This is a genomic window from Citrobacter sp. CK188 (genome assembly GCF_030333525.1).
GTDB classification, from domain to species: Bacteria; Pseudomonadota; Gammaproteobacteria; order Enterobacterales; family Enterobacteriaceae; genus Citrobacter_B; species Citrobacter_B koseri.
This window is the reverse complement of sequence record NZ_JAOWFU010000036.1, coordinates 354011-369696: the sequence shown is the minus strand read 5'-3', so window position 1 is coordinate 369696 and position 15686 is coordinate 354011. Positions and strand designations below refer to the sequence as shown.

Annotated in this window: 11 protein-coding genes; 5 read left to right on the top strand and 6 right to left on the bottom strand. The window is 51.1% G+C overall.

From position 1 onward, the window contains the following. Positions 1 to 9: 9 nt before the first annotated feature. Both OGV67_RS19240 and OGV67_RS19235 read left to right on the top strand, forming a co-directional pair. Positions 10 to 912: a fimbrial protein gene (locus tag OGV67_RS19240; RefSeq protein ID WP_115615227.1), complete on the top strand. Its 903-nt coding sequence runs from the start codon at positions 10 to 12 to the stop codon at positions 910 to 912. 28 nt (positions 913 to 940) lie between these two features. Continuing rightward, positions 941 to 2374 carry an EAL domain-containing protein gene (locus OGV67_RS19235; protein ID WP_374189576.1) on the top strand — a complete coding sequence of 478 codons (1434 nt, stop codon included), beginning with the start codon at positions 941 to 943 and terminating at the stop codon, positions 2372 to 2374. A 128-nt stretch (positions 2375 to 2502) separates the two neighbouring features. Here OGV67_RS19235 and OGV67_RS19230 read toward each other — a convergent pair whose 3' ends face one another. The 3 genes from OGV67_RS19230 to dcuC form a co-directional block, all read right to left on the bottom strand. Continuing rightward, a complete protein-coding gene (locus OGV67_RS19230) occupies positions 2503 to 4401 on the bottom strand; it encodes a methyl-accepting chemotaxis protein (protein ID WP_077956845.1) in 1899 nt (632 codons plus the stop codon). A gap of 356 nt (positions 4402 to 4757) precedes the next feature. Next, on the bottom strand, positions 4758 to 6452 hold the full coding sequence (locus OGV67_RS19225; RefSeq protein WP_115615229.1) for an NAD-dependent malic enzyme: 1695 nt from the start codon (positions 6450 to 6452) through the stop codon (positions 4758 to 4760). 27 nt (positions 6453 to 6479) lie between these two features. Then, complete coding sequence (dcuC, locus tag OGV67_RS19220; RefSeq protein ID WP_047459531.1) at positions 6480 to 7847, bottom strand: C4-dicarboxylate transporter DcuC; 1368 nt, start codon at positions 7845 to 7847, stop codon at positions 6480 to 6482. Between the two features lie 347 nt (positions 7848 to 8194). On the opposite strand from dcuC, the gene OGV67_RS19215 reads away from it, so the two are divergent. Next, positions 8195 to 9088 (top strand): MurR/RpiR family transcriptional regulator, encoded by an 894-nt coding sequence (locus OGV67_RS19215; RefSeq protein WP_047463819.1) that lies wholly within the window; start codon positions 8195 to 8197, stop codon positions 9086 to 9088. Positions 9089 to 9125: 37 nt separating this feature from the next. On the opposite strand, the gene OGV67_RS19210 is transcribed toward OGV67_RS19215, so the two are convergent. Then, entirely contained in the window at positions 9126 to 10496 is a 1371-nt protein-coding gene (locus tag OGV67_RS19210) for a class-II fumarase/aspartase family protein (protein WP_115615230.1), read from the bottom strand. 414 nt (positions 10497 to 10910) lie between these two features. On the opposite strand from OGV67_RS19210, the gene OGV67_RS19205 reads away from it, so the two are divergent. Further along, complete coding sequence (locus OGV67_RS19205; protein WP_199971727.1) at positions 10911 to 11948, top strand: porin; 1038 nt, start codon at positions 10911 to 10913, stop codon at positions 11946 to 11948. A gap of 10 nt (positions 11949 to 11958) precedes the next feature. Beyond that, the gene (locus OGV67_RS19200) at positions 11959 to 12735 is read left to right on the top strand and encodes an SGNH/GDSL hydrolase family protein (RefSeq protein ID WP_012134496.1); all 777 of its coding nucleotides are present in this window, start codon (positions 11959 to 11961) and stop codon (positions 12733 to 12735) included. A 36-nt stretch (positions 12736 to 12771) separates the two neighbouring features. Here the strand turns inward: OGV67_RS19200 and OGV67_RS19195 are convergent, their stop codons facing one another. Together OGV67_RS19195 and OGV67_RS19190 are read right to left on the bottom strand one after the other, a co-directional pair. Continuing rightward, complete coding sequence (locus OGV67_RS19195; protein ID WP_115615233.1) at positions 12772 to 13173, bottom strand: hypothetical protein; 402 nt, start codon at positions 13171 to 13173, stop codon at positions 12772 to 12774. A gap of 30 nt (positions 13174 to 13203) precedes the next feature. Next, positions 13204 to 15411 (bottom strand): TonB-dependent receptor, encoded by a 2208-nt coding sequence (locus OGV67_RS19190; RefSeq protein WP_165383390.1) that lies wholly within the window; start codon positions 15409 to 15411, stop codon positions 13204 to 13206. Positions 15412 to 15686: the final 275 nt, after the last annotated feature.

Sequence of the window (15686 nt, the reverse complement as noted above, 5' to 3'; positions counted from 1 at the left end):
GAGTTTGTCATGAAAAAAATCATCGTGCTATTCACCACGCTGCTGCTGATGGGTTGGTCGCTGGATGCTGCGGCATTCACCTGTAAAGTCAATGATACCGGGCAGACCATGACCTCAGGGTCAGCGAATGTCTATGTAAACCTGACACCATCTGTTGGAGTAGGTCAAAACCTGGTCGTAGATTTATCCTCTTCAGTTTCCTGTAAAAACGACTCCTCCGGCGGCTCTATCATTGACTACATCAATTTAACCAGCGGTTCCGCCTTCGGTGGCGCGCTTGCGGCGTTTACGGGGAGCGTTTACTGGGCGGGGAATACGTATCCTTTGCCGATGAACGGTAATTCATCCGTCTATACCATCACTCATACGGATTATCGCGGATTGCCGCTGCGCATGTATCTGACCGCGACCGGAGCAGCGGGAGGCGTCGTCATCAACTCTGGCGAACTCATCGCGCAATTGAATATGCATAAAGTGGCCAGCGACGGAAACCCGAATAATTTCATCTGGAATATTTACGCCAACAATAATGTTGTTGTCCCTACTGGAGGATGCGACGTATCAGCGCGTGATGTCACCGTGACGCTTCCAGACTATCCCGGCTCAATGGCCGTGCCGGTCACTGTCCACTGTGCGCAAAACCAGAACCTCGGCTATTACCTCTCAGGTACGACCGTCGATGCCGCCAACTCTATTTTCAGCAACACCGCGTCCTCCTCAGCGGCGCAGGGTATCGGCGTTCAGATGACCCGATACGGTAGTGTTGTTCCCGCTAACAACACCGTAGCACTGGGCACGGTCGGCACATCGCCGGTAAATCTTGGCTTAACCGCAACCTACGCGCGCACCAGCGGCCAGGTCACGGCGGGCAACGTACAGTCGATCATCGGGGTGACATTTGTTTACCAGTAACCCTCCCTCCTCGCTGGAGAAAACAAGGGTGGACTATATCCTGTCTCCCTGTTCAATGGCGGCGGAAGGACTCGCCAGAACGATGACCTGCGGTCAACGGCGACCGGTGCTGCTGCAACACCAGACGCAGGAGCGCCTTTCGCTACAGCTAACATCCGAGGTCGGAAGGATTGTCGTTTTTCTCCCTGACGATCCTTACTGGCTGCTGTTTATTCTTAGGGAAGCCGCCTTCCTGCTTGCTGAGGCAGAAACACCGCTACCCATGCTGATCCTGAGCCGTAGTCCATCCGCCTGGCTATGGCAAACGCTGCTCTACCATGTTCCTGATAAACGGCAACTTACCGCCGTCCGGGCGGTCGCCTCCGACCTTCCTGGGAAACAACTGTCAGCGCTGCTACAGGGGGACTTCCTGCAATACCCGAAACTCCAGCAATTGTCCTTTTTAGACGCGCAGATACAGGGCAAACCGGCAGCAGGGTTAAGTAAAACGGAATTGAGCGCCACCCTCTCTCTTCTGTACGGGTACAGCATCAACACACAGGCGAAGATCCGCGGTGTGAGCCAGAAAACACTTTATAATCAAAGAACGTCAGGACTAAAAAAGATGGTGGCGTCTCACCCGCATCTGATTACCCGCTTTCCTGGAAGCCAGAGCAAGACTCACAACAATCAGCTCATCGCCGCGCTATCTCCCTTTGAGCGCGAATTTATCCATGCCATTCATAGCCAACAGGTATTCCCGGTATTTCAACCCATAACCGACGGCCACCTGCGGTTGCAGGGGGTTGAAATCCTTTCCCGCTGGAGAAGAGGCGACAACGTATTGCTTCCCGGCGAATTTCTGCCGCAGATCCACGCCGAATACGCCTGGCTTCTGCTCACGGCCTTTGTGCTACAAATAGCAATCCAGAACATTAACCAACACCAGGGTAAGTTCTGGTTCTCAATAAATATTCCACCCTGCATCGCCAACCACGAAAACCTGCTGCGGATGATGGAAACGGCGCGCCAGCAGCTACAGCAGCCGCAATGGTCGGGTAGATTAGTGCTGGAATTTGCAGAAACGGTCGATCTGCATCAGCAAGGAAGAACAGCAGAAAATATGGACAAAATCCAACGGCAAGGCTTTCGCATCTTCCTCGATGACTGCTTTTCACACAGCAGCGTAATGTTTCCCGTCAGGACAATCCGCTTTAGCGGCTACAAGCTGGATATGAGTATCGTGAATGATTTTCAACGCGATCCACATGCACTGGCGCTGATAAAGAGTCTGCTCTATTACTGCCAGTTGACGCAGAGCCGCTGTATTGCCGAAGGCGTCGATAGTCTGGAGAAATTCAATCAGTTGAAAGCGCTGGGAGTTGACCGCTTTCAGGGCTATCTTTTCTCGCCGCCCATCACTCACGATCGTCTGCCGGAGATAATCCAGCAATTTTTACCGAAACATCCCGCACCTCGCTGAACGTACGCTGCGCCTTACTGGTTTCATAGAGCGCCGCATGACAGGGGATAACTTTTCTGAGACCGACGTGTTCCACGGTCCGGCGAAGGGCTAACCCCATCATGCTGCGCGTTTCGTTATACCGCTTTTCAGAGTTTGAAGCTGCCGACCACTTTTTCAAGCATCTCGGTTTGCGATTCCATTGACTGGGCCGCTGCGGCAACCTCTTCTACCAGCGCCGCATTCTGCTGGGTCGCGCTATCAAGCTGAGTAATGGCGATATTAATCTGCTCAATTCCACGACTTTGCTCATCGCTTGAGGAGCTGATCTCAGAGATTAAAACGCTCACGTCTTCAACCTTCTCCATTAAGCCGTCCATTGTCGTACCCGCCTGGCGAACCAGACCGCTACCTTGCTCAATACTGCTGACCGATTCTTCAATGAGCTTCTTAATTTCCTGCGCGGACTGGGCGCTTCGCTGCGCAAGAGAACGCACCTCACCGGCAACGACGGCAAAACCACGGCCATTCTCACCGGCACGCGCCGCTTCAACCGCCGCGTTCAGCGCCAGAATATTGGTCTGGAACGCGATGCCATCAATTACGCTGATGATTTCCACCACTTTTGAGGATGAATCATTGATGTTGCTCATTGTGGCAACCACGTCATTGACCACTGAAGCCCCCGCTTTCGCCGCGTCGGAAGCCTGTGTCGCCAGCCTGTTCGCCTGCAACGCATTCTCCGCATTTTGCCGTACGGTGCTGGTGAGCTGCTCCATCGACGCCGCCGTTTCAACAATGGAAGCGGACTGTTCTTCCGTACGGGAGGAGAGATCCAGGTTTCCTCCGGCGATCTGCCGCGAAGCGGAAGAAATTGCCGAGGAGCTGTGCCCAACCTGCTGCATCAAATCCTGAAGGAACGCGATGAATTTATTAAAGTTATTGATGATGGCATTAAATTCCGGGCTTTTACTTTCCACAAGCCGTTGCGTGAGATCGGCGCCGCCGCCGGATAGCGCCTCTATGTTCCTGTTCAGCAGCGTCACATTCCTGAAAATGTTGCGCACAATCAGCATCAGGACAAGAACAATGATAAGGCCGATCACCGTCTGCACGAGCGTGAGTGTTGTCAGTATCGCATTAGACTGGCGCACCAGGTTGCTGCTGGGCGTATCAATCACCAGATACCACGGGCTGCCTTCTATCGACAAAACAAACAGCGAATGGGCGCCGTCTTCGCCGTCATAGCCGCCCTCATATTCCGCTTTTTGCCCCTGGCTCAGCAGATTGAGCAGCGGTAAAGCTGACGGAATATTCAAATCGCGCACATTCATCAATGCGGTATTGCCTTGAGTCGGCGCGCCGTTCCCAACAATTTTGCCATCAGACTCAACAATTAATACGGTTCCCTCGACCGCCTTCCCCATCTCTTTTGCCAGTTGGTTAAAAAAGCCCAACGTCACATCGATAGTGGCGACACCCCAGGCCTTTCCCTCTTTCCAGATTGTCATCGCGCAGTTGGTTCTCGGCTGCGGGCTGGCCGAATCCTGGTAGGCTTTGGCCCATGCACACTCACCTTTTGGCGCAGCCATACCGTCTTTATACCACGGCTGTTCCCAGTATTTTTCTGACTCCGGCTGGTTCCAGACCGTATTAAGCTGGAGCACGCCACCGGCATCGCGCGCATAAAAAGTGCTGAATTTGTCGCGGCCCGGCTCGCGCAGCCCGGGTAATGGCCAGATGCCGCCGCCAAAAACGTTCAGATCGCCATACTGGTTCACAAACAGCGGCAAGAGCGCGTCAATTTGATCGCTCTGAAGCCCGGAAACCAGTTCGGTGATCGTGCGCTGCTGCGCTTTAACGCGGTTCATTTGCTCTTTTATCGCGTCACTTTGCAGCCCGACCGTGGCTCTTATATTTCTGGTTTCCGTTGCAATAATCTGCGGAGAGACGAATTGTTTGATAACAACAAACGTAACCAACAGTAATATAACAAAAAAACTTATAAGCAGGAGTGTCACTCGGGCTTGAGTTGTTTTCCACATCATGGGGTAGGGTCTCGATCGGTTTGGATAAGTGTTATAACGACATTTATCCGCAATTCTTTACTTATTTCGATCGCTCTGAATAAGGTTTTCCCCACATAAAATAAAAACAGCATTTTAATTAACCGTCGTCCATCTGACCTTGTATAAGGCCGCGCATCCGCTTTCAAAAATAATTAAATACATATCATGAAGTTGCACAATCCGCGCAATGCATCGCAGGCTAATGAAGTTTTATTTTTCAACTTATGATGTCAGTTTTATTCCTTACCTTTATTTTTTATCGCCTTGTATTTTTTATTAATACGCCCGGGCCCGCTCCGGCGCGACTGCCGAAGCGGAGCATTCATAGCCAAAAACTAGATAGCACGGCGTTTATAAGGACGATAGTGCGGTAGCCAAAAATGCGCCGTAATGCGCTGTGTCAGCACTGCATCATCCAGCGCATCCGCTACGCCGGACAGCTGCGCCGCCTTCCCCACCGCAAAGGCAATACGGTGGGTTACATCACATATCATGTTGATTTCCGGCAGCAGTCCTCCGCCATGATGACGCACCGAAGGCGAGGCGTCGGCAAGCGCGCGGCTCGCCGCCATCAGCATCGTTTCCGTGATCCTCCTGGCGCCGCTGGCAATCGCGCCAAGACCGATGGCAGGAAAGATATACACGTTATTACACTGCGATACCGGTATCGTACGTCCGGCAAAATCTACCGGCTCACAAGGGCTTCCCGTTGCGATAATCGCCTGTCCATCAGTCCAGCGGATAAGGTCCTGCGGCCGGGCCTCCATTCTGGAGGTCGGGTTAGACAACGGCATAATAATCGGGCGCTCGCAGTGGCGATACATCGTACGCACCACCTCTTCAGTGAACAGCCCCGCCTGCCCTGAAACGCCCAACATCACGCCAGGTTTCGCGTTATTAATGACCTCCAGCAAGGACGGCGTCACGCCAGCGTATGCCCATCCAGATAGCATTTCAGGAGGCTGCGCCAGCGGAACCTGAAAATCAGCCAGCGACGAGGCGGTGGTCATCACCAGGCCGTCGCGATCCACCATGAAAATCGTTTTGCTGGCCTCTGCGGCGTCCATACCTTCGGCCACCCGGCAGGCGATGATATGGCGGGCAATGCCGCAACCCGCCGCCCCTGCGCCAACGATGACCATCGTCTGCTGATTAAAATCACGCTGGCTGGCGCGGCAGGCCGCTAAAATTGTCGCCAGCGCGACCGACGCCGTTCCCTGAATATCATCATTAAAACAGCACAGCTCATCACGATAACGATGCAGCAAAGGAACCGCAGTATGCTGGGCAAAGTCCTCAAATTGCAGCAATACATCCGGCCAGCGACGTTTCACCGCAGCGATGAACATACCGATAAACGCAAAGTAGTCTTCACCGGTGATGCGCGGATGCCGCCAGCCCATATAGCGGGGATCGTCTAATAATCGCGGATTGTTTGTCCCGACATCCAGCATAACGGGCAACGTATGCGCCGGATTTACCCCGCCGCAAACGGTATACAGCGACAGTTTGCCAATCGGTATCCCCATTCCCCCAACGCCCTGATCGCCCAGTCCCAGAATGCGTTCCCCGTCCGTCACCACAATCACTTTGATATCGTGTCTCGGGATATCATGCAGAATATCGTCAATACGTTCGCGATCGGGCCATGAAATAAAGACCCCTCTGGCGCGACGGTAAATCCCGGAAAACTTTTCACAGGCCGCGCCAACAGTCGGGGTATAAACAATCGGCAGCATTTCCGGGAGATGTTTTTTCAGCAGGTAATAAAATAGCGTCTCATTCGTATCCTGGATATTACGCAAATAAATATGCCGCGCGTTATCAGACTCCGCCTCCAGATATTGTTGGTAAGCGCGTTCCGCTTGCTCATCAATATTTTCGATAGCGCAGGGCAACAATCCATTAAGATTAAAATCATTCCGCTCTTGCTGAGTAAAACTGCTCCCCTTATTCAATAACGGCGATTCCAGTAACAGTTTCCCCGTAAACGGGACGTATAAAACATCGTGTGTCACGTTGCTGTCCATGAGTTAAACCCGGTAATAAGAAAAGCGTTAAATCAGCACATAGTTGGCAATCAACATCGCGGCAATCCCCGCCAGCGCCGGGAGCAGCGTTCTTCTGACGATCATAAACGGTGAGCATTCGCCCGCTTTGCTCACGGCGATAATGATGCCTGCAACCGGAGAAATAGAGCGCCCCATTCCCGCCATCAGTTGCATAGGCAGAATCATATTGACCGCGCTTTCACCAAACTTCGCCGCGATAGAGGGCGCCAGCCCGGAAAAGGAGAAGAATGCCGCCACGCCAGAACCGGTTAATACCGCAGTAACGCCTACCAGCGCCGTCATCACCAGCGTCATACTGGTAAAGCCCAGACCAGCGCTTTGTACAGACTGAAGGAGATAGTCCACTGCGCCGATTTTCTGTAGCCCCTGGGCATAGATATCCGCGCAGACCAGTAAAGAAACAATACTGGTAAACATGCTTCCCATTCCTTTGAAAAATACCTGCAACCCTTTGCAACAGGCGCGGAAATCACGCGTGGTGAACAGCTCGAAGAAAAAAGCGACCACCGCCCCGAGGATCATCGCCGTCACAACGTCAATTTTGATGGATGCGATCGCCAGCGGGCTGAAAACCAGAACCAGAATGACGGGCAATACGGGCAGCAGCGCATAAATGGCGGGCACTTTGCGTCCTTCCTCTTCCGCTTCGGCAACCTCTTCCGTCCCCGGAACAAACCCATCTTTTTTATCGAAATATTTGGCGGTAAAGAAAATCACCACCGCGACGGCCAGCATAACCACAACCGCCACCGGCATTTGATAGTGCGCAAAGTAAATCGCGCTTTCCATTCCGGCATGTTTGGCCGCAAGATTCGCCGTTCCAACCGCCGGGCCAAGATCCATAAACGCGCACAGGCCGATCATCGCGGCAGCGGACGCTTTACTGACGCCCAGCCGCACCAGAACGGGAAAGAACGTCACCAGTAATAACATCGCCAGCCCGGCTGCGCTGGAGATCGCCACATGCAGAAGCTGCGCGCAAATGTAGCCCAGCGCAAGAATAAGATAAGGCGCTTTAATGACCTGCAAGGGACGAATACACATATTCACCATCGCATTCGAGGCTTTGATGTGATCCATATAACTGGCGAATCCCCCCGCCGCCATAATAATTAAGCCGATACCCGCGATTTGCGTGGTCAAAGACTCTTTTGCAAAACTGAAGATATCCAGCCAGGTTGACCCGGTAGATTTTGCTTTACCATAAAGAATACTATTCTCTGGGTAAAACAGAACGGTAACTGTTAATAACGCCAGCCCCGCGAATAATAACACAGTTTGCGGCTGGTAATTTTTCACAATTAACCACGCGGCAATTACTGTTATCACTATTGCTATAATAAATGCAGTCATAACAACAATCCCTATACCATACAAATCAGAGATGTCAGCCTTATGCAAGCAGCGTTTTCACCAACAGCTAAAAACCTGCTCATACATATTGCCATGAGAATATGTCCGTCAGTTCACGGTATTAAATAATTGTACTGTCAATTTAATCGTAATAAACCACCGTGCTATAAAATATGGGAAAGGGCTTTTCCCATATTTTTTTGTGAGTAAGATCGCATCTTATCTACATGGGGCGCGATCCCGCAGAAAATAAGACGTTTTACTAAATTGCCAGCCACGGAATGATTGACGGCAGAGGTATCTTTTCATATAACAATCTCAATATAAAACGTCACCGGGTACTGCACATGTACAGAAAAAACACATTAAGTCTGGATGAGTATAATTCACTCACCCAAAATATTGGTGACCTGACCGAGTCTGAATGTCGGCTTAATGACTATATTAATAAACACTTCAGCGAATTACCTTATCATGGGATTGTCGATCTTTCCCAGAATGCCGCCGTGAGCAAAGCAACCATCGGGCGCTTTCTGAATAAAGTCGGTTTTACCGGCTATGCGGCTTTCAGAAGAGCGCTGGATACCACGCTGTCAAAAAACAAAATCGCCGCGCCTTTTGAGAAAAACAGTCGCCAGCGGCCTAAAAACACCACCAAAACAGAACAGATTGTTGAGACCTTTAATAATAAAGTCACTTCATTATTTAATGGTTTTAAACAGACTATCAGCATCGATAGCCTGAATAAATTCATCGAACTGGTACTCAACAGCCAGCGCCATATTTATGTGGTCGGCCCTTCCTCCTCCCATGCGATGGCGCTGCATTTTTGTACGTTGTTAAAGTACTTTCGCAGCAACATCACTCTTCTGCCTACCGACATCAGCGAGTTGCCCAAGTGCCTGATAAACATCGAACCAGATGATGTTCTGATCGTATTCTCCTACTATCGCTTTAACCGGGTCGCACTCAATATCGCGAAATGGTTCAGAAAGAAAAATGCGACCGTTGTGCTGATCACCAATTCTGATGCCAATCCTTACGGTAAATTCTGCGATCTTCAGTTTGTCCTGCCAAGCGACGTGGAGTCCATTTTTCAAAGCCGAATTCTCGGTTTCTTTTTTATCGAACTGATTCTGCATCTGGCTTATGAGAAGAGTGACAATGAAGGCAACTTTGCCCAACTGGAAGAGTTGTTTCTCTTCTTTGAGACATTTTCCGCTTCTTCACATAATACCTGACCAGCAGAGTCGGGAGGGACGCTCCCGACATAAAGCGCTACGCAATATCGATGACTTTCATTTCATCAAACCGCGCGAGGGTCTCGGCAATCAGCGCATCGTTGCAACCAATATAAGACAACGGCTCGCAGGCATCGGCAATTTCTTCTGCGGATAACGACGCCCGAATTTCCGGGCTGGCGTGGACAATGTCGATAAGACTTTGCTCACCATTCGCCTGACTGAGCAGCGCTTTAACTAAATTATAAGCGGATTCTCGCCCTATTTTGTTCGCCAGACTCATCGTAATCGATTCCGACATAATGAAAGATTTCGAGCAGTCAAAATTAGCGCGCATTCTGTCTTCATTCACAATAAGGTGGGAAAGCAGCTTTTTGGCCCGGCTAAGACTGACCGATAAGGCGTTCGACGCCTCGGGTAGAATCGTCCAGTTTAATACTCTCATCGACGCCGCGCGCACATCCTGCTGATCCAACATCGCAGGCGCGCCGGAGGCGTACATCCAGCCCATCCTCGCCAGCGTCTGAATCATATTGCTGGCGCGCGGATTAGCCTTGTGCGGCATGGTGCTGGAGCCTCCGCCGCCCTCGCCTTCAAGCACTTCCGCGATGGGGGTGCGTCCCAGAGTTTCCACGTCATTCGCCAGGCGGCAGAGCGTACCGTGAATCAGCGCAAAGCATTGAACCACTTCAACAATTGCATCCTGGCTGGCATTGTTTATACCACAGGGGACGTTTAGCCCCAGCGCCCGCATCAACCGCTCACGCGTCGCCATTCCCTGAGAGCCGACGGAGGCAAGATTCCCCACCGCGCCGCCAAACAGACCCGTAATCGCCCGGGGATAGAGCTGTTGCAGCCGGTTCAGATGCCGATTCACCTCCGCCAGATAGCCGGAGACATGCAGCCCCCAGGTCGTGGCGGAGGCATCAACCGAATTGGTGCGCGCAACCATAACGGTGCGGGCATGCTTTAAGGCCATGCCCTTCATCTCTTCCCCTACCTCAATCAGTTGCTGATATACCCGTTGCAGCGTCTGCTGTAATCGCATCGCCACGCCGGAGTCCAGCAGATCCTGGGTGGTGCATCCCCAGTGGAGATAGCGGCTAACCAACGGAGAGCCAGCAGCCGAAATCTGGTCGATCAAGGGCTTAATCGCCATGCCCACCGTTTGCGTTCCCTGGGCTAAGGCAGGCCAGTTTATCTCGATGTTCTGACATGCCTGCTCGATTTCAATCGCCGCCTGTTCAGGAATAATGCCCAGCTCGCTTTGCACGCGCGCTACCGTTGCTTCAAACGTCAACCAGCAGCGAAGCAGATTGTCGTCAGACCAGATTTCCCGCATCCGACTCTCGGTAAAGAGCGATGAATAGAGGTCAGAATCAAATACTGTTGTTTGCTTACCGTACATACTACGACTCTCCGGCAATATAAAGCATCTTAATATAAAAGGTCGTGAATGAATCTTGCGGGATCGGCCAACTGATTAACAGGGGAAAATAAAATTCCCATTCATAAAATACGTCATGAGAATTTTGCTTTCCCTTTTTAACACCCGAAAAACACAAAAATGAGATAGCTATCACAATGAGTTGCTTTGTTAGTGCAACGCGTATTTCGCTTTGCTTTAACTTTTCGCAAATAATCACCATTAAATTTAGCAACACGATAAAACAGGACATCGTTATGCGCTAAAAATCACATTTTGTAATGAGAAAAAATAATTCCCATATCATGACTTTCCTTTTTTCCAGAACAATCCCCCCTGCGATAAACCGCTCACTCGAACAGACAAATAAGCTAACTATTGTTTTCTGGGGATGCTATGAAAATAAAAATTATTTCACTCATTCTACTGACGGGGATGACAACCTCCTCATATGCGATGAGTATCTATAATAAAGATGGAAATACGCTGGATATTTATGGCCGTGTAGAAGGTAAAATTGCCAGCGGAGAAAACTCTTATGCCGGAAGCGAAACGCGAACGAATCTGGGTGGCCGTCTGGGGATTTACCTCACCCGGGATTTGGATTTTATCCCCGAGACAAAGATCGTAGGCCGTCTGGAATGGCAGGTGCGAACCGAAAAAAACGACAGCAATACCGGGGATAGCGATTTAAAAGCGCGCTACTCCTATATTGGTTTGTCCAATAAAACCTGGGGCGAACTGATTGTCGGCAGGACCAAAAACCCGTTGTATCAGGTCATGAAAATGACTGATAAATATAAAAACTTTACGCCGAATATTTACAGCTACGGCATCACCACCATTGATGACTCCTACCAGTTCAACCGCCAGGACGGCACCGTACAATGGAATGCTAAATTTGCAGGCAATGAGATACAGCTGGCGTGGGTCGCGGGCAATGGCAGCAGTAATGAAGCTCTGGATTATGGCGCAATGGCCAGTTACAGAAACACGCTCAGACTGGGGGATTTCAGACTCACACCGGCGATTGCCGCCAGCCGTTATAAACGCCAGGATGGCGTAAAAACCACTGATGGCCGGAATCAAAACGACCAGATCATGGCAGGCTTGCAGCTCAGCTATAAGAACGTTGAAGCCGCCGTCACCGCATTACGCACATCCATTGCGCGCGATAATAAAAGCGACAATGACTTTAAAGGCATGGATTCATTACTGTCCTGGAAATACGGTAAATTTAAATTCCTTACCGGTTACAGTTTCCTGGATGAGAAAGATAAATCCGTCTATGAAAAAGAGGACTGGCGTGTCGAAACACAAATAACATTAGCCGATGATACCTGGTTATCATTTACTTACGATAAAGCCTTCGCCAATAAAAACCAAAAAGTCAATGATGACGCGCTCATCGTTGGACTCCGCTATGACTTTTGACAGGTGATTTATGAAAAGAATAATGCAGTTATCCCTTGCATCAACTTTTTTATTTGGCAGTTTATGTGTGCATGCTGATGCGCTATTAGCGCCCTCACCCTATGCAAAAATAGAGGGGGATAATAAAATTGTCGCGCTGTATGGCAACTCGTTTACGTTCTATAACAACAATATTAATACCCGGTTGCGGGATCTGACGCGTTCTTTACTACCGAACCACGCGAAAGGGTATAAATATCGGGGGATCACCATCTCAAGCGGTCATTTAGGCTGGCAAATTCATAATCTCGCCTATCAGAATACATTGCAAAAATGGGACGTTGTCATCTTGCAAGGCAACTCCACGGAGACGATCTCACAGAAAGAGAGCACCCGGCAGAATTTCATCGAATCCGCGACAAAAATGGCGGATATGGCGCATCAGGCAGGTTCAAAAGTCGTGTACTTCATGACCTGGGCAAAGCGGGATCAACCAGAGGATATACAGAAACTTGCTGACGCCTATGTTTCCATTGCGCAGAAAACTGGCGGCTATGTCGCGCCGGTCGGCCTGGCTTTTGAAAAAGCGCGTAAAGCACACCCGGAAATTAATCTTTATTACCACGATGGCGTACACCCTTCCATCGCAGGAACCTATTTAGCCGCCTGTGTGTTCTTTGCCACGCTGTATAACCAGTCGCCAGTGGGCGGAGCGTTGCCCGTAGACACGGATATGACCCCAGCCACCGCAAAAGCATTGCAGCAGATTGCGTGGGAAACCGTCAGCGAGTTTCAGAAATCATCATAGCCGGTTCGGTTGCCCGATGGCGCAAGCTTATCGGGCCTACAATCTCACCACACCGTAGTACCGTAGGCCGGATAAGGCGAAGTCGCCATCCGGCATTACCCGCACCACACCGCAGTACCGTAGGCCGGATAAGGCAAAGCCACCATCCGGCATTACCCGCACCACACCGTAGTACCGTAGGCCGGATAAGGCAAAGCCGCCATCCGGCATTACCCGCACCACACCGTAATACCGTAGGCCGGATAAGGCGAAGCCGTCATCCGGCATTACCCGCACCACACCGTAGTACCGTAGGCCGGATAAGGCAAAGCCGCCATCCGGCATTACCCGCACCACACCGTAGTACCGTAGGCCGGATAAGGCAAAGCCACCATCCGGCATTACCCGCACCATACCGTAATACCGTAGGCCGGATAAGGCGAAGCCGTCATCCGGCATTACTACCGGGCATCCCTGCCCGTTTTTAACTCAGAAGTCGTAATTAACAGACAGCTTCAGGGTACGCGGTTCGCCACGGAACACATACACGCCATCGTAGTCGGATACGCCAGACCAGTATTGCTCGTTGGTGACGTTATCCACCCCTAAACGCCATACCATCTCATTCTGCTCCTGGTTTACGCGCATCCGGTAACGAACGCCGAGGTTAAGCGTGGTGTAACTGTCCAGCTTCTTCTCATTGGCGGCGCCGTCATACTGCGAGCCGGTGTGATTCAGTCGCGCGGTAGCGGTCAGCCCATCAACCTGCCGGATATCATATTCAGCACCGAGAACGGCGGTGAAACGTGGAGTACCGGAAGCATCATTCCCCTGATTGACGCCATCCTGCGTTTTGGTCAGTTTCGGCTGTAACCAGGTCGCACTGCTGTTCAGACGCAGACCGTAGACCGGCTCACCAAACAGGTTAACTTCCACACCCCGGTTACGCTGCTCGCCATCGGTCGAATATTCCTGCGTCGTCTCGTTCTTAATCACGGACGGTTTCTTAATCTCAAACAGCGCCAGGCTACCGCCGACGGTGCCGAAATCAATTTTCACACCCACTTCATTTTGCTTAGAGTGCAGAATACCGATGCTTTTACCGTAATCCGGCGACTCCTGATCGGTAATGTTTTCACCCGGCTGTAATGCCTCGGTGTGGTTGGCATACAGTGACACCGTGTCCCACGGCTTATATACGATACCGTAGGTCGGCATCCATCGACTTTCCGTATAGCGAGAGTCAGTGTCTTCTTCACCGGTCGCATTGCTGTAGTTACGCACCACCACTTTCTGATTACGCGCGGCGACGGTCAGCAGCACCTGGTCATCAAAGAATCCCAGCGTATCGCTGAGGAGATAACCCTGAGTACGGTTTCGGGAGGTTGTCAGCGGATCGTGATAGTTGCCGCCGGCGAGATCCCACTGCGGCATCGGCACGTCATGGTTGTCATAGATATTGGTCATGGAGCCAGGGTTGGCCCAGTTCATACGCCATGCCGTTTTATCGCGTTTGATCACCGCCGAATAGCCCAGGTTCACCTTATGGCTGACCGACCAGGTATCAAATTCGCCGCGAATACCCGCCATACTGCTGAACGCGTCAATAATACGGTTGGTATACAGCACATTGACGACAGCATCACCCGATCTGTCCAGTAATTTTGGCGCGGTATAAATCCCGGTTTCATGCGCATGTTGCGCCCCGGCGCCGCCGTAGACCGTCCAGTTATTCAGGATGTCGTATTCAGCGCGCGCCATACCGAACTGGTTAGTGATATCACTGTAGCCCCACTTCTGGCTGTAGTTATCCGTGTTGTTCGGTACATCCGGCACGAAATCGACGCCGCTTAAGTTAATTCCCATCGTCCCGCCGTGGAACGTCTTTTTCTGGGCGGCGACATCCAGCGAGGAGCGCAGTTTATCGCCGCGATAATCCAGCCCGAGGGCGGCCAGCGTCGTGCGTTTTTTCTCGTTATCAACGGCGGTTTCGCCTTCACGATGCAGAATGTTTACTCGCGCGCCAAACTGATTGTTATCGCCAAAACGACGACCGGCATCCAGCGTGGTGCCTACCTGAGTTGAAGAGGTGTAATCCACTCCCAGGCGCGTCAGCGGCAGGTCATCAGCATGTTTCGGCTCCATGTTGACCATACCGCCCACGCCGGAACTTGCTGCGCCGTTCACGAAAGAGCTGGCGCCTTTAAACACTTCCACGCGCTCAAACAGCGAAGCATCCACAACCTGACGCGGCAGCACGCCAGCCAGACCGCCCCAGGTCACGTCATCCCCCGCCAGCTCAAAGCCGCGAATACGATAGTTTTCTGAGAAGTTCCCGTATCCCTGTACGGGCTGTACTGCGGCGTCGTTTTTCAGCACCTCGCCGATGGTCTTCGCCTGCTGGTCTTCCACCAGTTTTGAGGTGTAACCGATAACGTTAAACGGCACATCCATCGCTTTTTGTTCGCCCAGAACCCCCAGTCGTCCTCCGTGGGCAACCTGCCCCTCCAGGAACGCGGGCACCTGCGCGTCGCCACCGGCTTTAAAACCACTGTTTGCGGATTTGGCCTCAACGACCATCGTATCTTCTTTCCCGGTAGTGTCTTCTGCTGCGTAAACACCGTGAGCGGCGGCACCAATCGCGAATGCCAGCAAGGATTTTTGCAGAGAATAATTATTTTTTGCGCTGCTTTTCATCATTAATCTCATGAATACAAGGACACGAAAAAAACCCTTTAAAATGGGGTTTTATTGAATGAAACCCGAACAAAAATGCTCGTTTTATGTATGGGAAGGGTTTTCCATATATATGTTCTGTGTCCATCCTTGATACGAAGAATAATCACCGAAACCCGCACAGCCAACATGATAATGAGAGTGAAACTCATTATCAATGTTATTTAGATTTTTCATTGTGTGAACAACGGTTACGGGATTTATGGCATTGACACGATTAGCTGTAACGTTACACT